This is a genomic window from Klebsiella sp. JB_Kp031 (assembly GCF_040064295.1).
Classification (GTDB): Bacteria; Pseudomonadota; Gammaproteobacteria; order Enterobacterales; family Enterobacteriaceae; genus Klebsiella; species Klebsiella quasipneumoniae.
Window position 1 is genome coordinate 291294 of sequence record NZ_JBEAJW010000001.1, and the last position, 21365, is coordinate 312658.

24 protein-coding genes are annotated in these 21365 nt (G+C 58.3%); 9 read left to right on the forward strand and 15 right to left on the reverse strand.

Annotation, left to right across the window (positions count from 1 at the left end; all coding sequences use genetic code 11):
* Positions 1–184: 184 nt before the first annotated feature.
* Entirely contained in the window at positions 185–1099 is a 915-nt protein-coding gene (gene mak, locus ABLV64_RS01345; RefSeq protein ID WP_048294239.1) for a fructokinase, read from the reverse strand.
* Positions 1100–1190: 91 nt separating this feature from the next.
* Between mak and rdgC the strand changes: the two genes are divergently transcribed.
* Positions 1191–2102: a recombination-associated protein RdgC gene (rdgC, locus tag ABLV64_RS01350; RefSeq protein ID WP_217325088.1), complete on the forward strand. Its 912-nt coding sequence runs from the start codon at positions 1191–1193 to the stop codon at positions 2100–2102.
* An 82-nt stretch (positions 2103–2184) separates the two neighbouring features.
* On the opposite strand, the gene ppnP is transcribed toward rdgC, so the two are convergent.
* From ppnP to aroL, 4 genes are all read right to left on the reverse strand, one after another.
* Positions 2185–2469: a pyrimidine/purine nucleoside phosphorylase gene (gene ppnP / locus ABLV64_RS01355; protein WP_004204865.1), complete on the reverse strand. Its 285-nt coding sequence runs from the start codon at positions 2467–2469 to the stop codon at positions 2185–2187.
* A gap of 77 nt (positions 2470–2546) precedes the next feature.
* Positions 2547–3227 carry an AroM family protein gene (locus ABLV64_RS01360; RefSeq protein ID WP_072096489.1) on the reverse strand — a complete coding sequence of 227 codons (681 nt, stop codon included), beginning with the start codon at positions 3225–3227 and terminating at the stop codon, positions 2547–2549.
* A 249-nt stretch (positions 3228–3476) separates the two neighbouring features.
* Entirely contained in the window at positions 3477–3668 is a 192-nt protein-coding gene (locus ABLV64_RS01365; protein WP_002890278.1) for a YaiA family protein, read from the reverse strand.
* A gap of 71 nt (positions 3669–3739) precedes the next feature.
* Positions 3740–4273 carry a shikimate kinase AroL gene (aroL, locus tag ABLV64_RS01370; protein ID WP_023319827.1) on the reverse strand — a complete coding sequence of 178 codons (534 nt, stop codon included), beginning with the start codon at positions 4271–4273 and terminating at the stop codon, positions 3740–3742.
* Between the two features lie 329 nt (positions 4274–4602).
* Between aroL and ABLV64_RS01375 the strand changes: the two genes are divergently transcribed.
* Complete coding sequence (locus ABLV64_RS01375; protein ID WP_023319826.1) at positions 4603–5304, forward strand: DUF2076 domain-containing protein; 702 nt, start codon at positions 4603–4605, stop codon at positions 5302–5304.
* Here ABLV64_RS01375 and ABLV64_RS01380 read toward each other — a convergent pair.
* Positions 5301–5759, reverse strand: a complete 459-nt coding sequence (locus tag ABLV64_RS01380; protein WP_004204870.1) for a YaiI/YqxD family protein — start codon at positions 5757–5759, stop codon at positions 5301–5303. The two genes, ABLV64_RS01375 and ABLV64_RS01380, sit on opposite strands and share 4 nt — an antisense overlap.
* Positions 5760–5875: 116 nt before the next feature.
* Between ABLV64_RS01380 and proC the strand changes: the two genes are divergently transcribed.
* A complete protein-coding gene (gene proC / locus ABLV64_RS01385; RefSeq protein ID WP_004204871.1) occupies positions 5876–6685 on the forward strand; it encodes a pyrroline-5-carboxylate reductase in 810 nt (269 codons plus the stop codon).
* A gap of 67 nt (positions 6686–6752) precedes the next feature.
* Here the strand turns inward: proC and ABLV64_RS01390 are convergent, their stop codons facing one another.
* From ABLV64_RS01390 to ABLV64_RS01410, 5 genes are all read right to left on the reverse strand, one after another.
* Complete coding sequence (locus tag ABLV64_RS01390; RefSeq protein ID WP_004204873.1) at positions 6753–7070, reverse strand: PsiF family protein; 318 nt, start codon at positions 7068–7070, stop codon at positions 6753–6755.
* A gap of 91 nt (positions 7071–7161) precedes the next feature.
* Positions 7162–8592, reverse strand: a complete 1431-nt coding sequence (phoA, locus tag ABLV64_RS01395) for an alkaline phosphatase (RefSeq protein WP_025999123.1) — start codon at positions 8590–8592, stop codon at positions 7162–7164.
* A gap of 89 nt (positions 8593–8681) precedes the next feature.
* Positions 8682–8942 (reverse strand): anti-adapter protein IraP, encoded by a 261-nt coding sequence (gene iraP / locus ABLV64_RS01400; RefSeq protein WP_004204875.1) that lies wholly within the window; start codon positions 8940–8942, stop codon positions 8682–8684.
* 301 nt (positions 8943–9243) lie between these two features.
* Complete coding sequence (locus ABLV64_RS01405; RefSeq protein ID WP_004204877.1) at positions 9244–10443, reverse strand: multidrug efflux MFS transporter; 1200 nt, start codon at positions 10441–10443, stop codon at positions 9244–9246.
* 169 nt (positions 10444–10612) lie between these two features.
* Positions 10613–11296, reverse strand: coding sequence for an extensin family protein (locus ABLV64_RS01410; protein WP_048323135.1), 684 nt, complete (start codon positions 11294–11296; stop codon positions 10613–10615).
* Positions 11297–11395: 99 nt separating this feature from the next.
* Here ABLV64_RS01410 and ddlA point away from each other — a divergent pair, with 99 nt between their 5' ends.
* A complete protein-coding gene (gene ddlA, locus ABLV64_RS01415; RefSeq protein ID WP_004151348.1) occupies positions 11396–12493 on the forward strand; it encodes a D-alanine--D-alanine ligase in 1098 nt (365 codons plus the stop codon).
* Between the two features lie 32 nt (positions 12494–12525).
* Here ddlA and ABLV64_RS01420 read toward each other — a convergent pair whose 3' ends face one another.
* Complete coding sequence (locus tag ABLV64_RS01420; protein ID WP_004204881.1) at positions 12526–12729, reverse strand: DUF2754 family protein; 204 nt, start codon at positions 12727–12729, stop codon at positions 12526–12528.
* A gap of 252 nt (positions 12730–12981) precedes the next feature.
* Here ABLV64_RS01420 and ABLV64_RS01425 point away from each other — a divergent pair, with 252 nt between their 5' ends.
* On the forward strand, positions 12982–13284 hold the full coding sequence (locus tag ABLV64_RS01425) for a YaiY family protein (protein WP_017898944.1): 303 nt from the start codon (positions 12982–12984) through the stop codon (positions 13282–13284).
* Here the strand turns inward: ABLV64_RS01425 and ABLV64_RS01430 are convergent.
* From ABLV64_RS01430 to ABLV64_RS01440, 3 genes are all read right to left on the reverse strand, one after another.
* Positions 13281–14387 (reverse strand): DUF1615 domain-containing protein, encoded by a 1107-nt coding sequence (locus ABLV64_RS01430; RefSeq protein WP_017898945.1) that lies wholly within the window; start codon positions 14385–14387, stop codon positions 13281–13283. The genes ABLV64_RS01425 and ABLV64_RS01430 overlap by 4 nt on opposite strands.
* Before the next feature lie 18 nt (positions 14388–14405).
* Positions 14406–15626: a peptide antibiotic transporter SbmA gene (sbmA, locus tag ABLV64_RS01435; RefSeq protein ID WP_004204884.1), complete on the reverse strand. Its 1221-nt coding sequence runs from the start codon at positions 15624–15626 to the stop codon at positions 14406–14408.
* A gap of 117 nt (positions 15627–15743) precedes the next feature.
* Complete coding sequence (locus ABLV64_RS01440; RefSeq protein ID WP_072096510.1) at positions 15744–16256, reverse strand: isochorismatase family protein; 513 nt, start codon at positions 16254–16256, stop codon at positions 15744–15746.
* Positions 16257–16475: 219 nt separating this feature from the next.
* On the opposite strand from ABLV64_RS01440, the gene ampH reads away from it, so the two are divergent.
* The 4 genes from ampH (at position 16476) to ABLV64_RS01460 (ending at position 21359) form a co-directional block, all read left to right on the forward strand.
* Positions 16476–17636, forward strand: a complete 1161-nt coding sequence (gene ampH, locus ABLV64_RS01445; RefSeq protein ID WP_004204886.1) for a D-alanyl-D-alanine-carboxypeptidase/endopeptidase AmpH — start codon at positions 16476–16478, stop codon at positions 17634–17636.
* Between the two features lie 106 nt (positions 17637–17742).
* A complete protein-coding gene (gene hemB / locus ABLV64_RS01450; protein ID WP_004204887.1) occupies positions 17743–18717 on the forward strand; it encodes a porphobilinogen synthase in 975 nt (324 codons plus the stop codon).
* A 256-nt stretch (positions 18718–18973) separates the two neighbouring features.
* Positions 18974–19465: a transposase gene (locus ABLV64_RS01455; protein WP_004204888.1), complete on the forward strand. Its 492-nt coding sequence runs from the start codon at positions 18974–18976 to the stop codon at positions 19463–19465.
* Positions 19466–19643: 178 nt separating this feature from the next.
* Entirely contained in the window at positions 19644–21359 is a 1716-nt protein-coding gene (locus ABLV64_RS01460; protein WP_032455618.1) for a GNAT family N-acyltransferase, read from the forward strand.
* Positions 21360–21365: the final 6 nt, after the last annotated feature.

Consider the following 21365-nt stretch of genomic DNA (forward strand, 5'->3'; position numbering starts at 1 on the left):
TGTTCCCTCACCCTAACCCTCTCCGGGGGGAGAGGGAACCGTCCGGCGCTGGTTTTCCGTTTCGTACGCTGTTGCGATTACCCCTCTCCCCGCAAGAGACCGGGGGTTCCTGCCACACCCCCAACCACCGACGCCGCCTTTCCCCCTCTCCCTCCGGAAGAGGGCCGGGGTGAGGGGGAGTGGTTCAGTTCCCCTGTAGCGGCCACAGCCATGCCGCGCCGCGTACTCCGCTGGAGTCGCCGTGCATCGCTTTACGGATCGGCGTTTCACACTCGCCGCCAAAGACCCACTGTTTCACCAGGTCCGGCACCGTCTGATACAGCCGCTCGACGTTGCTCATCCCGCCGCCCAGCACGATGACGTCCGGATCGAGGATGTTGACCACGTGGGCGAGCGATTTCGCCAGCCGCTGTTCATAGCGGCTCAGCGCCAGTTCGGCTTTTTCGTCACCTTCACCCACCAGGCGCATAATCTCGCTGCCGCTTAACCCCTTGCCGCTCAGCCGCTGATAGTCAGTGGCAAAGCCGGTGCCGGAGATAAAGGTTTCGATACACCCCTGTTTACCGCAGTAGCAAGGCACTTCCGCACGGTAGCGCAGCTCATCGTCGTTCATCCACGGCAATGGGTTATGTCCCCACTCGCCGGCGTTACCGTTGCCGCCGATATGCGCCCGCCCGTTGAGCGCTACGCCCGCGCCGCAGCCGGTGCCGATAATCACCGCGAACACCGTTTGCGCCCCCGCCGCCGCGCCGTCCACCGCTTCCGACACTGCCAGACAGTTGGCGTCGTTAGCCAGCCGGACTTCACGGTCAAGGCGCAGGCTGAGGTCCTTATCGAAAGGCTGACCGTTGAGCCAGGTCGAGTTGGCGTTTTTCACTACCCCGGTATAGGGCGAAATCGAGCCCGGGATCCCCATCCCCACGGTGCCACGCTGTCCGGTCGCCTGCTCGGCCATCGCCACCAGGGTAGCGATAGTCTCGATGGTTTGCCGGTAATCCTCCCGCGGCGTGGGTAACCGATGGCGAAACAGCTGCTCTCCCTGGTCGCTCAGGGCTATCACTTCGGTTTTTGTACCACCTAAATCAATACCAATACGCACGCTCAGCTCCTCACCCCGATTAACAATGCAAGCATAGCGACAATTCGCTATCATGCCCGCCTGATTTAACGACAAAGCCGTGGAAATTATCATGCTGTGGTTCAAAAATTTAATGGTTTACCGTCTCAGCCGCGATATCGAATTGCGCGCCGAGGAGATGGAAAAACAGCTGGCCGAGCTGACATTTACCCCTTGTGGCAGCCAGGATATGGCGAAAACCGGTTGGGTATCGCCGATGGGATCGCACAGCGACGCGCTGACGCATACGGCGAACGGCCAGATCATTATCTGCGCGCGTAAAGAAGAAAAGATCCTGCCGTCGCCGGTGATCAAGCAGGCGCTGGAGGCGAAGATCCAGAAGCTCGAAGCCGATCAGGGGCGCAAGCTGAAGAAGACTGAGAAAGATTCCCTGAAAGATGAAGTGCTGCACTCGCTGCTGCCGCGCGCCTTCAGCCGCTTCAGCCAGACGATGATGTGGATCGACACCGTCAACGGCCTGATCATGGTGGACTGCGCCAGCGCGAAAAAAGCGGAAGATACCCTGGCCCTGCTGCGTAAAACCCTCGGCTCGCTGCCGGTGGTGCCGCTGACCCTGGAGAATCCGATCGAGCTGACGCTGACCGAGTGGGTCCGCTCCGGCACCGTAGCGCAGGGCTTCCAGCTGATGGACGAAGCCGAGCTGAAAGCGATGCTGGAAGATGGCGGCGTGATCCGCGCCAAGAAGCAGGATCTGGTCAGCGACGAAATCGCTGTGCACATTGAGGCCGGGAAGGTAGTCACCAAGCTGGCGCTGGACTGGCAGCAGCGTATTCAGTTTGTGATCTGCGACGACGCGTCAATTAAGCGCCTCAAGTTCTGCGATGAATTACGCGACCAAAACGAAGATATCGATCGGGAAGATTTCGCCCAGCGCTTTGACGCCGACTTTATCTTAATGACCGGCGAACTGGCTGCCCTGATCCAAAGCCTGGTGGAAGGGCTCGGCGGCGAAGCGCAGCGCTAAGCGCAGCGCTAAGCGCAGCTTTCTTTCCTGCCTGACAGGAAAAAAATACAACCCGGCGGCAAGCGCCGGGCGTTACGCTGACTTACAGATAGCGGCACAGATAGGAGGTTGGCTCAGCCACCTGCAGATGGAATTCGCTGTTGCCTGGCACATTGAAGGCTTCGCCGGCGGCGTAAACTTTCCACTCAGTCTCACCCGGCAGCAGGACATTCAGCGCCCCGCTGACCACCGTCATCTCTTCCGGCTGCGCCGTACCAAAGGTGTATTCTCCTTCCGCCATCACGCCAACGCTGGCGCGACCGGTACTGCTGCTGGTGAAGCCAATGGATTTCACTTTTCCGTCAAAGTATTCATTGCTTTGAAGCATAAACAAGCCCTTCTGATCGTCGTTGAAAGGCTCAATATAGGGGGCGCTCCTTGCCCCTGTCACGTGAAATTAACACATTAGACTAATAGTTCTGCCGCCAGTCGGGAAACCAGCACATTCGACAGCAAAACCGGGACATCAAGGGCTTTTTGTAACACATCGCGATGATGCTGATAGTAACCGAGACAGTCGAGGACCAGCACGTCGGCCCCCTGCTCCAGCAGCGCTTTACCGGCGGTTAACAGCTCACTGTCGCTACCGGTAAACGGGTTGGCCAACGCGTAGTACGGTGACTTCTCCAGTGAATGCCACTTTTGTCGCTGCATGGGCATGATCTCTTCCACCGGCACGATCACCCCGACCTGGTGCCCATCGACGATCGACGCCACCAGCGGCGGAATGATCCGCTGCGGCTCGAGGAGGATCGCGTGGTGGGTGGTAAAACCGGTCAGCTGTTCGGAGCTGAGCAGCAGGATCACATCAAAATGCTGTCGATCCAGCATGGCGATCACGCTGCGAACATCACGTTCAATTTTTTGTCGCGACACCATCACCAGCTGGTTATCGCTGAGCAAGGTCAACAGACCCTGTTCGCCGTCACCCACGGCGTACTCTGCCATCACGTCGTCACGCGTCATCTCGCCCAGCAGGCTGATGTGAGCGATCTGTTCTTCCCTGATATGTTCGGTCAGGAGCGGTAATACTCCCGCCAGCGGCACAACGCCGATGGTCAAAATTGCCATCGTTGCACTACTCATATCATGTACCTTTTCACTACCACTGCTTCAACACAGGCTTACCACACACAGCATTCGCCCCCCTGGTGAGTAAAAATCAACCGTCGAGAAGCGTAGCAGCTCCACGCCGCGGTTGAATGTAAAGATTACCGGGCGGCGGCGGCGTTCCTGAAAAATCCGTGTGTTAGAAATTCATTAGTACGACTGATAAATAAAAAATGTGAGATACGCCCGATATTGCCCGCAGGACAGGCAATCCGGGCTCAGGGGTTAAGACTTGTCGGGATCTTCATAACGCCGCTTGGCATCCACGGCTTCCTGCTCGGTAGGATGTTCGCTGATTAGCGAATCGGGCTCAGGATAGTCCGCGCGGAGTTGATACCAGGTCACCGTCTGACCCTGAGGACCTTTCTCTACCGCAACCACGCGCGCTTCTCTCGGATATGGGGGTCTGTTTGGCATAGTTCTTCCTTCTTCCGGTATCAGAACTATCAAGTATAGGCGCCCCTCGCCGCCTTAATGTAAGTAAATTCTTAACTTACCGGAGCTGCCGTCGCGCCGCACAGCATGGTCATAATTTGCTCCACCACCCGATCCGGGGAGGCTGTAGCATCGACAATATGATGGGCAGCATCACGGTATAACGCTTCACGCTGCGCCAGCACCTCGCCCACTTCCTCACGCACCGGTTTCCCGGTGAGCGTCGGCCGTTGTTCGGCTTTCGGGTAGGCTTCCAGACGGTCAATCAGCGCCGACACCGACGCCTGAAGATAAATCACCACGCCGTTCTCCCGCATAAACTGACGGTTACATTCCGCGAGGATGATGCCGCCGCCGGTGGCGATCACCGTATTCGGCAGGGTCACGGCCTTTAGCGACAGGGTCTCCAGCTCGCGAAAGCGCGCCCACCCTTCCGCCTGCACGATCTCCGCCACCGTCCGCTGCTCATGGGCCTGCAGCCGATGATCGGTATCGGAGAACTGAAAATGTCGCGCTCGCGCCAGCGCATGGCCAACGGTGGTTTTACCGCAGCCGCGTGGCCCGATGAGAAAGATTGGCTGTGTCATAACCGAAGACCCCCTGGTTCCGTCTGTCGCAAAAAAAGGAAAACGAAAGAACGTATTTTCGCTGTCTGTTCCGCAACGTAGTCGTAAAGAAAACGTTACACAACTTCTTTACACCCCATCACCGCAGTGAGACAAAGGGCTCTTAATGTAAACTTATCATTGCATTTGGTGTTTAACCAGCTTTACTTTTCTGCCTGGCGTTATTTTTTATCCACTGCTGGCGTAAACGGTAACACATTTATGCATAGCTTTACGAAGCAACATATTTACAACATCGTGTTTCAGACGCACCCTGATGCCTATTCGACAGTGTGACAGAGGAATGTAACATGCAATCTGAAGAACAACGCCTTATTGATGGACTGTTTTCCCGGCTGAAAGAGGCTGAGGCGCACAGTGCATCGCGCGATGCCAGCGCCGAGGAGCGGATTGCCCAACACGTGAGCGCGCAGCCGGCGGCCCCCTACTATATGGCGCAAACCATCCTTATCCAGGAAGCCGCGATTAAACAGCTCAACGATCGCATCCAGGCGCTGGAGAGCCAGGTCAGCCAGCTGCAGGCGGCGAAGCCCAGCAGCGGCGGTTTCCTCTCCGGCCTGTTTGGCGGCGGCGGCTCGTCACGCGGTTCTGACCCGATCCCGGGCGCGGAGCAATACGGTCGCCCGCAGGCCAGCTCACAGCCGCAGTATGCCCCACAGCAGCAGCAGAGCTATGCCCCGCAGGCTGCCGCACGCGGCGGCGGCTTTATGGCGGGCGCGCTGCAAACGGCCGCAGGCGTAGCGGGCGGGGTGGTGCTGGGCAATATGCTGACCAGTATGTTCAGCGGCTCGCACCCGCAGGAGATTGTGAATATCATCGAAGAGAAGCCGCAGCCTGATGCTGACGCCCCCGCCGCACAGGACACCGCCGCGGGTGACGATCCGTTCCGTCAGGGAGACGATCAGTTCCTTGCCGACAACACCTGGAACGACGACTTCGACGCCGGCTTTGGCGATGATGATATTGGCAGCGATGACGACAGTTGGGTTTAACCCTGCTGACGTTTAACCGCCAGCAACCACTTCTCCAGCTCGGCGGCAAACTGTTGCCGATCGCGCTGCGATAAACTATCCGGGCCGCCGGTCTGAACGCCGCTGGCCCGTAATGTCTCCATAAAATCCCGCATCGTCAACCGCTCGCGGATCGTCGCTTCGCTGTAGCGCTCTCCGCGCGGATTAAGCGCCGCCCCGCCCTTCGCCAGCACCTCCGCCGCCAGCGGAATATCGGCGGTGATCACTAAATCCCCCGCCGCGCACTGACGGACGATTTCGTTATCCGCCACGTCAAAACCCTGCTCAACCCGCAGGGTGCGGATGAAACGTGACGGCGGTACGCGCAGCGGCTGGTTCGCCACCAGCGTCAGCGGCGTCTGGGTCCGCTCTGCCGCGCGGAACAATATCTCTTTAATCACGTTCGGACACGCGTCTGCATCCACCCAAATGGCCATGCCAGCTCCTGTTACCTGCAATAAGTGTCGCCAATGTTACCTGCTTTTCTCCCCCATGAAAGCGCCAGGATGATAAGCTAATCAGATCGTAACGAAAAAAGCAGAGGGGAATGGTGATGGATAAGAAAATTGGCTTTATCGGCTGCGGCAATATGGGTAAGGCCATTCTGGGTGGACTGATCGCCAGCGGCCAGGTACAGCCGGGACAAATTTGGGTCTACACCCCGTCGCCGGACAAGGTTGCGGCTCTGCGCGACCAGTACGGCATCAACGCCGCCGATAGCGCCCAGGAAGTGGCGCAAATTGCCGATATCGTCTTCGGCGCGGTGAAGCCGGGGATCATGACCAAAGTGCTGGGCGATATCGCCTCCAGCCTGAATAAAGAGTCGCTGGTGGTCTCCATCGCCGCCGGCGTCACGCTTGACCAGCTGGCGCGCGCGCTCGGCCACGATCGCAAAATTATTCGCGCGATGCCCAATACCCCGTCGCTGGTTAACGCCGGCATGACCTCCGTTACGCCAAACGCGCTGGTGAGCAGCGAAGATGTGGCCGAAGTGTTGACCATTTTCCGCTGCTTTGGCCAGGCGGAGCAAATTGCCGAGCCGATGATCCATCCGGTGGTGGGCGTTAGCGGTTCGGCGCCAGCCTATGTCTTTATGTTTATCGAAGCGATGGCCGATGCCGCCGTTCTCGGCGGGATGCCGCGCGCCCAGGCCTACAAATTCGCCGCGCAGGCGGTGATGGGCTCTGCCAAAATGGTGCTGGAGAGCGGTGAGCATCCGGGAGCGCTGAAAGATATGGTCTGCTCTCCTGGCGGGACCACCATCGAAGCCGTGCGCGTGCTGGAAGAAAAAGGCTTCCGCTCCGCGGTGATCGAAGCCATCAGCCAGTGCATGGAAAAATCAGAGAAACTGAGCCGCTCCTGAAGCTGAGCTGGCGGGCTGCAAGCCCTGAGAGGTCAAAGAACAAGGGAGCGCGTGCGCTCCCTTTTTTTCAGGCTTTCTTCAGGCAGCTACTCATGAAGGTACTGCGTTCATCGCCCTTCAGTGATTTTGCCGAAGCCGCTTTGTTGCAGTCGCTCATCTTCTGCTGTTGAGGCGTGAGGGGCTTTCCTTGCGAGGTCGTGGTCTCTTTTTTGAGGCACTGACTCATAAAGGTTTTGCGCTCCTCCCCTTTCAGCGTTTTGGCTGACGCTTGCTGATTGCAGTCCGTCATCCTTTGCTGCTGAGGAGTGGGCGTTTTTTCTGCCGCGCCAACCGCGCTGATAAAGATCAAGCCAAACAGTAGGGTCATCAGTAAGGTTATTTTCATCGCACCATCCTTCTGTGAGTGGATCGTTGTAAGTCTGGACGCAGATAGAAAAAAAACCAGCCGGTGACGCGATTTCGCCACCGGCAGCGACTTATTTCAGACTCAGGGCAGCTTTCATAGTTGAGAAGAGGTCGGTCTGATCGGTCAGGCCGACGACGTTAGCCGCATGCGGACCGTAGGCCGCAATGCGCAGCTGGGTGCCGGTGTGCTCCATCGACTCTTCCTCTGAGTTGCCGTAGCTCATGACCATTACTGCGCCATCGTGAGTATTCAGGGCCTGAGTCAGGCCCGGGGCTTTGCTATCCGCCGGGATGATCTGGCTGGCATGCGCATGGTCGGCGGTGACGATCACCAGGGTATTCCCGTCTTTTTTGGCAAATTCCAGCGCCTTCTGCACCGCCTCGTCGAGATCAACCGTTTCGCCGATCTGGCCGCACGGATTCGCCGCATGATCCTGCTTATCGATGGAGGCACCTTCCACCTGCAGGAAGAAGCCTTTCTCGTGGCGGCTCAGCAGGTCAATCGCTTTCTCCGTCATCTGCGCCAGCGTCGGCACCGAGGCGTCGCGTTTCGGGTTTGGGGTACAGGTTACCGGCGGCTTATCGATATTACCGTGATAAGACGCCTTGGGCCCTTCCCAGCGTACCGGCATATTGCCGTCGGCGAAGAGTCCCAGCAGCGGTTTATCCTGGCTGGCTTCCGTCGCGGCGGCAAGAGAGGCCGCGTCGGTCACAATCTGGTAGCCGCGCGCTTCCGCCTGCTCACGCAGGGTTTTGCCCTGCCACTCGCCCGCCGTCGCCGTTTCGGCAAAAGTCTTCGCGCCGCCGCCCAGGGTGACATCCGGCCGGGCGTTCAGCAGCTGTTCGGTAATGGAGCCTTTGCCCCCTTTCTCCAGCGCATTGCTGGGGCATTTTTCGCTGGTGACCGTAGGGCCGTAGCATTTACGCGATGTCACATGCGCCACCAGCGCCGCGGGGGTGGCGTCCTGCAGCTCGGCGGTAGAAACGTTGCCGGTGGCCAGGCCCGCCGCTTTCGCCAGCTCGAGGATGGTCTGATGCGCGTTCTCATGAATATCGACGCCCAGCGCGCCGTTATAGGTCTTCACGCCGGTGGTCCAGGCGGTGGCGGAGGCCGCCGAGTCGGTGACGTAGTCCGGTTTACCGGTTTTTTTATCCAGCGAATAGTGCGTGTACTGCCCGGTTAACGGCAGGGCGTCAATGCCTTTAAAGAAACCGCCCGCCCCTTCCGCATAATTTCGCGCAGCGGTAATTTCAGAATCACCCATCCCATCGCCAATCAGCAAGATAATGTTTTTGGCCGGCTTATTGATTATCGAGGCGCGCAGCGCTTCGGTTTGATCGCCCGTTAAACGACGCGCGCCGCCGGGAGTGGTGATATCTCCCTGGGCAGCGCGATTTTCCAGAACCGGCGCGGTCGTGGTTTCCGCATGAATAACCGGCGAGCCCAGCAGAGGCAGCAGGGCAATAAACAGGGCGCTTAATTTCACTTTTGTCATCTCCATGTAAAAAATACTTAAAAAAACAAAACGTGGGAGACTTTATAAAAGGGAGATGACAGAAAAATGACGGCATCCTTGTCGCGTCGCAAAGATTAGCTACGAGGATGCCGCAACAGCTTCTTTAGATATTGCTGCAGCAGGATGGCATCCTGGTCGTTGACCGGCGGACAAGGCGTCACCTGGTCTATCGCCTGCTCAATATCCTGAATCAATGCCTGCTGGGCATCATGCTCCATATGGCGCAATAATGCGGTGACCACGATCTCCAGCGCTTCAACCTGCACCGTCAGTTCCTTTGCTTCTTCTTCTTTTTGCGCCAGTTTAACCAGTAACTCAGCAATGAGATTCTTCATAGCACCAGTTCCTTATGCGAGGCCTGTTTTTCGATTGAGATGTCATACCTGATGACGGACCCCAGAATTACTTAAAATAAGAATCGTCGCAACACCCAATATACAGCGAAACGTTTTACCACAACAAAATACCACTATAAATAGTATTGTTTAATCACAACCGGGTCTGTTTATAACTAAATGACGTCGGAAATAATAAAATGGAATAGCGCTCACGCAATGGCGATAACAAAAAGTAATGGTAAATCGACCGACGTTGAATAACGCTGACGGTATTGCGTTAAATACCGTCAGCAGAGGTTCAGGCATTCGCCCGGCGGGTACGGCGCAGCATCCATGCCAGTTGCCAGAGGTTAATGAAAACGATAATGGCGGTAGCAATAAACACCCAGCGGAAGCCGGCCATCGCTGATACGGAAGCGCCAATTAGCGGCCCGGCGACGTTGCCCAGATACATAAACGACTGGTTATAGCCAAAGATGCGCCCGGTGACGCTGTCGCTGCTGTATTTCAGCAGCAGGGTCTGCACCGCCGGAAGCATCGCGCCATCGGCAAAGCCGAGCAGAAAACGCAGCGTACCTAATTGCAGCGGGGTGGTGACAAAGGACATGGCGAAGAACATCACCACCGCGCAGCAGAGCGTCGCCAGCAGGATCCGCGAGGTGCCGATGCGGTCGCCAAGCTTACCCAGCCGTGGCGCAGAGATCAGCGCCGACACCCCGGGCACCGCGGCGATCATCCCGGCCAGAAAAGCGATATTGTTGCTGTCCGGCGCCATCGACTTGATAAACAGCGCCAGAATCGGGCCGATTGAGCCGTTGCACAACTGGATCACCAGAGTGGTGAAAAAGAGGCTGATCACCAGCCCCGGATAGGGCAAGGAGGCAAAGACCTGTTTCCCGGTGAGACGATCGCTTTTGCTGACCTGCGGGCGAACGCCCTCTTTAATCAGAAACAGGGTCACCAGAAAACTGATGGTCAGCAGGATCGCCGTAATAAAAAAGACCATTCGCAGCCCGACGTGGTCCGCAAGGAAGCCGCCCAGCAGCGGGCCGCCGATCACGCCGCTGATTTGCGCCGTCGACAGGGTGCTCAGCGCCCAGCCGCTGCGCTCGCGCGGCACCTGGGAGGCCACCAGCGCCATGGCGTTAGGGATATAACCGGAGGTTAAGCCCATGATCGCCCGCAGAATAAACAGCTGCCAGACGTTGGTGGCGAAGGCCTGCAGTAAAATGGCGATCGCCATTCCCAGCGAGGCGCGCAGCAGCATCAGCTTGCGGCCTTTGCGGTCCGCCAGGCTCCCCCACATCGGCGAGACGATCGCCGAGACCAGGAAGGTGACGCTGAAGGTCAGCCCCGACCACATCGACAGCGCTTCATGCGAGGTGACGCCCAGCTGGGAGACGTAGAGCGGTAAAAAGGGGAGAATTTGACTGATCGCCAGGCCGGTAAAAAAGCAACCAAACCAGACAGAGATAAGATTAACCTTCCAGGATTCCATAACTACGCGTATTCATTAATGATTTGCCAATTATTACCTAGCTTAGCAATTTCATTGCACTGGTGTACTACCATAGATGCGCTGGCGGTGAGTTTGGTGTTTTATGACTGCGCATGAGAGGCTGACGAAGCATTTTCTGGTCATTCAGGCTGCTCACAGGGCTTTATGCTCAAAAGCAGAAGCCCTGCCCGCGCATTCCAAAGTGAAAATGGTTGGCGTGCGCCGCGTTGTACTCCGGCCCCAGGGCGTTGCCGAAGTAAGGGCAGCTGTTGCTTAACAGCGCCGCCAGCCAGGGGTGAGAGCGAGCGCTGCGCCAGCCCTGCAGGACGCTGATGCGTCTGCCGTCCGTCAGGCGGAAGCCGCTAACATCAAGGGCATCCGCCGTCGCGTGTTCACTACGCCGCGCCTGTTCCCGATGGTAGATATTGCGGCAGGCGAAGCTGCCGAGATGATCGATCTGGCGCAGATCGCTGGCCATCAGCTGACGGGTTAGCGGCTTCGCCTGTTGCTCGACGTACAGCGCGCTGCTGAGCGCCAGCGGGCAGCTGGCGAGGAAACTACTGCTCAACTGCACCGAGCCAAAATTAGCCACCCGCACCACGTTACGCAGCGGGCAGGCGCCCTCGCTGTCGGCCACCGGCTGGCTGGCGATGAGCCGCCGGCGGTTGGCCTCCGCCAGCAGGGAGGCGCACTGGTCGGCCGTCAGGCTGCGCAGCTTGAACGACGTCAGCCAGCCCGGGGGATCGTCAAGGGCCAGCGGCGCCAGCGGATTCAGGTGTGGCGGCAGATAACGATATCCCACAAGGCCCGCGCCGAGCAGCCCGGCCAGCACCAGCAGCGTCTTTCCTCTCACGCCCGCTCCCGTCAATTGATCAGGTAAATATTATGGCAGGCAGGCGGCGGTTTCACATGGTATGTTATGCCCTTTGATGTAATCTGGATGGAAGTTGAAATGGCAAAGATGAGGGTTGGGATCGTTTTTGGCGGTAAGTCGGCAGAGCATGAAGTGTCGCTGCAGTCAGCGAAGAATATCGTGGAAGCGATTGATAAATCACGCTTCGATGTGGTTCTGTTGGGGATTGATAAACAGGGGCTATGGCACATCAACGACGCCGGCAACTACCTGCTCAACGCTCAGGATCCTGCCCGCATCGCCCTGCGCCCTTCAACGGTGACCCTGGCGCAGATCCCGGGCCGCGAGGCGCAGCAACTGATTAACGCCGAAAGCGGCCAGCCGCTGGCGGCCATCGATGTAATTTTCCCCATCGTCCACGGCACGCTGGGCGAAGACGGTTCCCTGCAGGGGATGCTGCGCATGGCCAATCTGCCTTTCGTCGGATCCGATGTGCTGGGCTCTGCGGCCTGTATGGACAAAGATGTGACCAAACGCCTGCTGCGCGACGCCGGTCTCGCCGTCGCACCGTTTATCACCCTGACCCGCGCCAACCGCGCGCAGTTCAGCTTTGCCGATGTCGAAGCGAAGCTGGGCCTGCCGCTGTTCGTTAAGCCGGCCAACCAGGGATCGTCGGTTGGCGTCAGCAAAGTTAAAAACGAAGAGCAGTACCATCAGGCGGTGGCCCTGGCCTTTGAATTTGACCATAAAGTGGTGGTGGAGCAAGGCATTAAAGGGCGGGAAATTGAGTGTGCGGTGCTGGGTAACGACCATCCGCAGGCCAGCACCTGCGGTGAAATTGTCCTCAACAGCGAGTTTTACGCTTACGACACCAAGTATATCGACGACCAGGGCGCGCAGGTGGTGGTCCCGGCCGCTATCGCCCCGGAGATCAACGACAAGATCCGCGCTATCGCGGTGCAGGCCTACCAGACCCTGGGCTGCAGCGGCATGGCCCGCGTCGACGTCTTCCTCACCGCCGACAACGAGGTGGTGATCAACGAGATCAACACCCTGCCGGGCTTCACCAATATCAGTATGTATCCGAAGCTGTGGCAGGCCAGCGGCCTCGATTACACCAGTCTGATCACCCGCCTGATTGAGCTGGCGCTGGAGCGCCATGCCGCGGACCGGGCGCTGAAAACCTCCATGAACTAAAACGCGTTTTACCCCGCCTGGCAGCGGCGGCCTCAGGCCTCTTCTGCCGGGCGGCGGCGGATCACAAAGCCCGCAATCCAGAAGCTTATCACCCAGGTGACCAGACCGACGGCGTAGGATTGCCAGCCCTGCGTCTCAAACCCCAGCAGCCCCACCACGCCATTAAGAATAAAAATTAACCCCAGCGCCACCGCGTAGTAGTGCCAGTCGCGGCGAATTTTATCAGTGAGCTTCATGCGGCCTCCAACAGCAAAAAACGCATCTTCGCATAGCCGCCCGCGGCGGTCTGTAGCGATATGGAGAATGTTGCTGGATTGCGACGCCGGTCTCCCTTTTCCCTTCCTGTGGCGCGGTTAACACAACGGCGAAAACAGGATTATTCCTGGAGGGCAATTACCAGCAATCTGATACTGGCGACGGCGTCGCACTGCCAGAATACCTGCCATAGAGCTGGAGAAAAAACCAGCAGTACAGAGGTGGGAGGGCCTATGGCTGAATTCAGTTTTTCAAAATCGCTTTTGGGAAATAAAAAAAGAGGGGCGCTGACCGGCAGCCATGTCGCCTACGGGCTGTTCGTGCTGATCTGCTGCTGGGCCGGCGCGCAGATGCTCAGCATGCTGATCCACGCCCCGGGGGTGTTTGAGCGCCTGATGCAGGCCCAGGACGCCAGCCGTCCGCAGGTCGACATCAGTCTCGCCGTTGGCACCCTCTTTGGCCTGATCCCTTTCCTGGTCGGCTGCGCGTTCATCGGGCTGCTGGCGATCATTGTACGCTGGCGTCGGCGCCGTTAACGCCGCGCCATACAGCTTGCCCGCCGCTCATCGACCCGTTTCGCAAACCACGCCGTCGTCAGATTACGGGTGATTTTCGGACTCTCAAGCTGGATCCCCGGCAACATCTCCCGCGGCAGGGTTTTGCCCGCTTTTTTATCAGCGAGACGGAAAACCTGTTGATAGAGGTCGGTCTTCTCAAACGCCAGGCTGTCGCCCTTTTTCAGCTGGCTGTGGATCTCGCTGTCGCTCATCCCCAGCTGGCCCGCCAGGCGACGTACCGCCAGCTCGGTGCTGCCCGGCTCATCGCTGTCATAGCGGATAAGGTCGCCGTCGAGCGCCAGTTTCACCCCGCTGGCTTTCACCACCGCGTTCTGGAAGGCGGCGTTACGGCTGGCATACCAGCCGGCGTTAAAGTCGGCAAAACGGTACAACGGCACGCTGTAGCTGGCCGGGTAGTTCAGCAGATGATAGGTACCAAACCACAGGCCGCCGCGCAGGCTGAAGACCTCCTGGCGCACCGTACCGTTCATTTTCCACGGGTAGCCGGAGGTATGCTGCTCAGCAAAGGCGATGCTGACCTGCATTGGGCCGCCGGTGTGCACCGGGTTCAGGGAGCCGAACAGCTTCTGCCCCATCGGCACCATCCCGATAAAGTCATCAAAAATAGCGCTCAGCTGCTTTTCCGTCTTCACGTTGTCCAGACGGTCGCTGTAGCTTTTGCCGTTTGGCGAGGTGATCTTCAGCGCGGTATGGACCAGAAACAGCGGAATGTGCATTTTTTCCGCCCGGCGGTCGATCTCCTGCCAGGCGATTTTATTCAGCCCCGGCACCACCGGATCGGACTGATAATTGGACTCCTGCTGCGCGACCGCCAGCACCGAGCAGACGTTCTCTTCCGTCGGCGCCAGCTTCTGGCTGTCAAAGGCGGTGGCGATGGCTTGCGCCCAGGCCTCCCGATCCTTGACGCTGGCGGGCATTTTCTGCCGCACCACCGACGCCACGTCAACGGGCTTCTCACCCTCTTTCAGCACCGGCGCCTGCTGGCTGGTACAGGCGCTGAGCACCACGGCCGCCAGCAGCGTCAATGAACCGGGTATAATGCGCGATAAACGTGCGGCCATCCTGCTTCCTTGTCTTGATTAACGTAATGTCGGGATCGCTTCCTGCAGCGGCTTGCCGTCCAGTTCGCGCTCAAAGCTGCGCAGACGTTTGTAGATGGACATCAGTTCCACCAGCGTCGTCCACGAGCTGATCAGGTACTGGAACGAACCGCGCACCTGGCCGAAAACGTTGGTAATTTGCGTCATCAGCCCAAGGGTAATCGTACCGGCAACGATCGACGGAAACAGCAGGAAAAGGCCGAAAACGTTATCCACCTGCAGATAGAGAATGCGGGCGATATTGAAGTACATATAGTGAAAATAGAGACGGAAATAGTTGCGACGCACCGCGCTGAACAGCTCGCGCACCGTCGGCGGCGTGGCGCGGGTTTCATCGTCCTCGCCGTAGACCAGCTCTTTACGATAGGCCGCTTCCACGCGCTGGTTTTTAAACTCCAGACCCGGCAGCTTAATCCCCACCACCGCCAGCAGGCCGGTCCCCATCAGCGACCAGACGATCGCGGCAATCACCAGGCCATACGGCAAGTGACCGACGATGGGCAGGTCAGGAACGTGTTCGGAGAGCGTCACCAGCACCGGCAGGAAGGCGATCAGGGTCATCACCGCGTTGATAAAGCTTACGCCCATATCTTCCAGGGTGGAGGCAAAGCGCATGGTATCTTCCTGCACACGCTGCGCGGCGCCTTCGATATGGCGCAGATGCTGCCAGTGGGCCATGTAGTGTTCGTTCATCGCCGTGCGCCAGCGGAAGACGTAGTGGCTGACGAAAAAGTTGTTCATCACGCCGATGATCACCGCGATGAGCGCGATGCCGAGAAAGATGCCGATCTCATGATAAAACTGGTTGATACTGACCTTATGCGGGGTGGCCAGCGCGCTCTGGATCAGATCATAGAACGGCGCATACCAGGCGTTGATCGCCACCCCCACTTCCACCAGAAACCAGGTGACGAAGATGATGAGCGACGTGCCGAGAATCGACCAGTACTGCCAGCGATGCGGGCAGTAGACAAACCAGAACAGCGCAAACACGCCGACGCAAAACAGATAGTAAGCATAGAACACCAGATAATTGAGCGACCAGAAGCGCGCCGCGCTGATCGCCACATCCTTCGATGCCCCGGTGACCCGAAGCAGCCAGTCGCCGCCGCCCGCCTGCCAAAAGATCACCGCCAGCAGCGACCAGATAAAGGCAGAAATAAAAAACGGCCCCGGTTTGGGGAAAAAAGATTTAAACATCATTGTCTCCTGCTAACTTCTTATCGTTCTGCTATTGCTGTATACGACGCATACGTCGGCCGCCGCGTGAAAGCGCTCTCGCGGGGAAGACGGATGATAAGACCGGATATCAACAGCTTAGTTCTGCTGCCAGGCGTGCAGAATTGTTTCTGTGGGTTTCACCTGTAAAGGATTGCCAGGAACGGTCAGCGTACGCCACACCTCATTGTAGTGGGCGATCAGCGTCGCGGCCTGCGCGGCGGGGCGGTTGGCGGTGGTGTGGGCATCTTCCGCGATAACAATGCCGTACCCGCGGCTGGCGCCGTTTTTAATGGTGGTGTCGAGGCAGTAGTCGGTGGCGCAACCGCAGATGACGAACTGCTGAATGTCGTGTTCCCGCAGCACCTGCTCCAGCGAGGTGTGGTAGAAGGCGTCGCAGGCGGTTTTGGTGACATACAGCGCGCCGGCCGGCTGTTCCAGCTCAGGGAGCAGGGCGAAGCCTTCGCTGCCGGCTTCGAGGCCGCCGGCCTCATCATGCTGAATAAAAATCACTTTATCCGCCGCGCGCACCAGACGATTAATTTGCGCGACGCAGCGCTCGCGCGCCAGACGCGGCGTGGCGAACACGCCGTTTTGCATATCCACGACCATCACTACCCGTTGAGCCGCCATTGTTTTCTCCCGCAAACCTTCAGCCAAACGGTCATCATACGCGCCGGCGAAAAAAGCCGGTATCCGAAAGCGTAAAAAAGTCTTTTTTACGCACCGTTACCTTTTTCCTGCAGGAATGTCGTGAATCCCGCTTTGTTCTGCGCCACTTCGTAGTATAAATACCCTCTTCTTTTTTATTTATTTAATGGATGATCTCCGTTGAAACGTAGTTTGCTCATTTTTGCTGCGCTGTGCGCGGCGTCGTGGACCTCGGCGCAGGCCGCACAGCCTACCGTTGACCCGGTTTTCGCCTCGGATGTGGTCGATCGTTACGCCAATCATATCTACTACGGCAGCGGCGCCACCGGCATGGCGCTGGTGGTGATCGATGGCAATCAGCGTGTGTTTCGCAGCTTTGGCGAAACCCGCCCGGGGAATAATCAACACCCGCAGCTCGACTCGGTGATCCGTATCGCCTCCCTCAGCAAACTGATGACCAGCGAGATGCTGGTGAAGCTGCTCGACCAGGGGGTGGTGAAACTCAACGATCCGCTGAGCAAATACGCTCCGCCGGGCGCCCGAGTGCCTGACTGGCAGGGAAAACCAATCACTCTGGTGAATCTCGCGACCCATACCAGCGCCCTGCCGCGCGAGCAGCCTGGCGGCGCCGCTCATCGTCCGGTGTTTGTCTGGCCAACCCGCCAGCAGCGCTGGAACTGGCTCTCAACCGCCACCCTGAAGACCGCGCCGGGCTCACAGGCAGCCTACTCCAATCTGGCCTTCGATTTACTGGCGGACGCGCTCTCCACCGCCGCCGGCAAACCTTATCCGCAGCTGTTTGAAGAGCAGATCACCCGGCCGCTGGGGATGAAGGACACTACTTTTACCCCATCGCCGGATCAGTGCCAGCGGCTGATGATCCCGGAGAAAGGCGCCAGCCCGTGTAACAACACTCTGGCGGCGATCGGCAGCGGCGGCGTCTACTCGACGCCGGGGGATATGATGCGCTGGATGCAGCAGTTCCTGTCATCCGATTTCTATACCCGCAGCCAGCAGGCCGACCGGATGCAGACGCTGATTTATCAGCGTAACCAGCTGACTCGGGTGATCGGTATGGACGTGCCTGGCCGCGCCGACGCGCTGGGGCTTGGCTGGGTGTATATGAAGCCGAAGAATGGCCATCCGGGGATTATTCAGAAAACCGGCGGCGGCGGCGGGTTTATCACCTATATGGCGATGAATCCGCAGGCTAACGTCGGCGCTTTTGTGGTGGTGACCCGCTCGCCGTTAACCCGTTTCAACAATATGAGCGATGGCATCAACGATCTGGTCAGCGAGCTGAGCGGCATGCAGCCCAACATGCAGACGGCCAGTCAGTAAGCCCGGGGGAGGTTTCGCCGATGCGACATAACGATCGTTTTGGCGAAACATCCCGCTGCCATTTCAGTTACACTACCCTCTTTCATTTCACAAAATCAGGCAAACCATGACAGATTTAATCACTCGCCCCCGCCGCCTGCGTCAATCCGCTGCGCTGCGCGCCCTGTTTGAAGAGACAACACTGAGTTTGAACGACCTGGTGTTGCCGATCTTTGTTGAAGAAGAAATTGATGATTACAAAGCGATCGAGGCCATGCCCGGGGTGATGCGCATTCCGGAAAAATATCTGGCGCGCGAGATCGAACGCATCGCCAATGCCGGCATTCGCTCGGTGATGACCTTTGGTATTTCTCATCACACCGATGCCACCGGCAGCGATACCTGGAATGAAAATGGTCTGGTGGCGCGTATGTCGCGGATCTGTAAGTCCACGGTGCCGGAGATGATCGTCATGTCCGATACCTGCTTCTGCGAATACACCTCCCACGGCCACTGTGGCGTGCTGTGCGACCACGGGGTGGATAACGACGCGACCCTGGAAAACCTCGGCAAACAGGCCGTTGTCGCTGCCGCCGCCGGCGCGGATTTCATCGCCCCTTCCGCCGCGATGGATGGTCAGGTGCAGGCGATTCGCCGCTCGCTGGACGCCGCCGGCTTCACCAATACGGCGATCATGTCCTATTCGACCAAGTTCGCCTCTTCCTTCTACGGCCCGTTCCGCGAAGCGGCCGGTACCGCGCTGAAGGGCGATCGTAAAACCTATCAGATGAGCCCGATGAACCGCCGGGAAGCCATTCGCGAGTCGCTGCTCGATGAAGCCCAGGGCGCCGACTGCCTGATGGTGAAACCGGCGGGCGCCTACCTGGATATTCTGCGCGATATCCGCGAGCGCAGCGATCTGCCGCTCGGCGCGTATCAGGTCAGCGGGGAGTACGCGATGATCAAATTCGCCGCCCAGGCGGGCGCTATCGATGAAGAGAAAGTGGTTCTGGAAAGCCTCGGCGCTATCAAACGCGCGGGCGCCGATCTGATCTTCAGCTATTTCGCCCTCGACCTGGCCGAGAAAAACATCCTCCGTTAAGCCTCCCTCTCCCCGGTGGCGCTGACGCTTACCGGGGCTACCAAACCTCATCTCCGGTGCGCTGTATTTATCGCGACCACCACACCGTAGCCCGGATAAGGCGCTTGCGCCGCTATCCGGGGACAGGCGCTAAACAATATCTGTAGCTAAAATTTTGCACGCCGCTTTCCATCTTCTGCGCGTTCTTCTTGGCGTACCGGATTTCGCCTTCTAACGTGTTAAACCACATCATAAATACCGAATTCCAGGAGATCCTGTGGTGGCTTATCGACGTTATTACATTAAAGGGGGAACCTGGTTCTTCACCGTTAACCTTAAAGACCGTAGAAGCATGCACCTAACTGAAAACATAGAATTATTGCGCTACTCTGTCGCCGTAGTTAAACAACATCGCCCCTTTATTATTGATGCCTGGGTGGTGTTGCCTGAACATCTGCATTGCATCTGGACACTACCTCATAATGATGACGATTTTTCTTCACGCTGGAGAGATATCAAAGGCTGTTTTACCAGAACGTTAAAACGACACCCCCTCTGGCAACCTCGCTTTTGGGAGCATGCCATACGCGATGAAGATGATTACCGCCGACACGTTGATTACATCCATATCAATCCACTTAAGCATGGCTGGGTCACCCGAGTGATCGATTGGCCATTTTCAACCTTTCATCGCGATGTCCAGCGCGGGCTATATCCCCCAAATTGGGCTGGCGATAGCTTTGATCTTAGCTGCGGTGAACGCCGATAGCCTCTCCCCGGTGGCGCTGACGCTTACCGGGGCTACAAATCGGCGCCAACCGTAGCCCGGATGAGGCGTTAGCCGCTATCCGGGAAACCTCGCTTGCTGCGACCGAATCTTCACCCAACTGTAATCTGAACGACATCTCTACCTTCTACTGTCTGGGCAGGACGGAGGAGGAGCCACTATGTTTAGTCTCGACAACGTACTCGATGACCTGTGGCCTCAGGCGAGGCCCGCACCCTGGCAAAAGAAACTGTTAAAAAAGCTATTTTATGAGGAAGAGTTTCAACAATTTGCCGACCGTCACCGCCACCTGAAGGGGCTTGATACGGTCGAACAGGTGCTGGAATACCTCAATATCCGCTGCGCCATCCCGGCGCACGATCTCGAACAAATCCCCGAATATGGCCCGCTGGTCATTATCGCCAACCACCCCACCGGCACCCTCGACGGCCTGGCGCTCCTGTATGCGGTATCCCGCGTGCGACGCGACGTCAAAGTGGTCACCAACCGCATGCTCACCCACCTTGAGCCCCTGAGCTCGCTGTTTATCCCGGTGGATAATATTCATGGCCGCACCGCTAAAACGGCGCTGCAGCAGATGGACCAGCAGCTACAGGCTGGTGGGGTGCTGATCTTCTTCCCGGCGGGGGAAGTCTCTCGCCTTACCCGTCGCGGCATTCGCGATAAAAAATGGCACTCGGGCTTTATTAAGCTGGCGGCGAAATATCGCGCCCCGCTGCTGCCGGCGTGGATTCATGCCCACAACAGCGCCCTGTTTTACGCCAGCACCCTGGTCTCCGACAACCTGCCGCTGCTCCTGCTGATGCAGCAGATGTTTCGCCGGCGCAACAGCAGCCTGCCGGTGCGTATCGGCCAGCAGATCCCCTGGTCGAGCTGGTTCGATGCCCAGTCCAGCGCTCGCGAACTTACCGGCCGCTGCTATCAGCACCTTGAACAGCTGCGCAAAGGGCTGCCTGGGCAGTTCAAAACTGAAAGCGCCATCGCCCGCCCGGAAGATCGGGCGCGGCTCAAACGTGAACTGCACAAGGCCGAATGCCTGGGCCGCACCGCCGATGGCAAAGTGATTTACCTCTGGCAGCGCAACGGTCAGGAGGAGGCGCCGTTGCTGCGCGAGCTGGGACGCCTGCGGGAAATCGCCTTCCGCGCGGTTGGCGAAGGCAGCGGCAAACGGCGGGATATCGACGGGTATGACGACGACTATTTGCATCTGATCCTGTGGGATGAAGAAGACCTCGAGATCGTCGGCGCTTACCGCTTTATGCCGACGGCCATCCAGCTGGCAAAGCGCGGCCTGGAGGGGATCTACAGCTCCAGTCTGTTCCACTACGACGGGCGAATGGACGACATCCTGCAGCACGGCATTGAGCTGGGGCGCAGCTTTATCCAGCCGCGCTACTGGGGTCGACGCGGGCTGGACTACCTGTGGTCCGGCATCGGCGCTTATCTGGCGCGCTACCCGCACTATCGCTATCTGTTTGGCCCGGTATCGATTTCTGGTGGGCTGCCGCCCGCCGCTCGCGATCTGCTGGTGGCGTTCTACCGGCTGTGGTTCCCGGCCACGCACCCGCTGGCGGAGTCCCGTCGCCCTTATCCGGCGTCGCTGCCCGATGTGCTGGCGCAGTTTGGCGGGGAGGATTACAACGACGACCTGGCCCGGCTGAAGTCCCTGCTCGGCAACCTCGGCTGCGCGATCCCGCCGCTGTATAAGCAGTACTCGGAAGTGTGCGAGCCGGGCGGCGTGCAGTTTATCGATTTCGGCAGCGATCCGGATTTCAATAACTGCGTGGATGGTCTGGTGCTGGTGGATTTGACCTATCTGAAAGCGAATCGCTATCAGCGCTATATTGGCGCGCATTTAGCTTTGCAGGCCGGATAGCCGGTT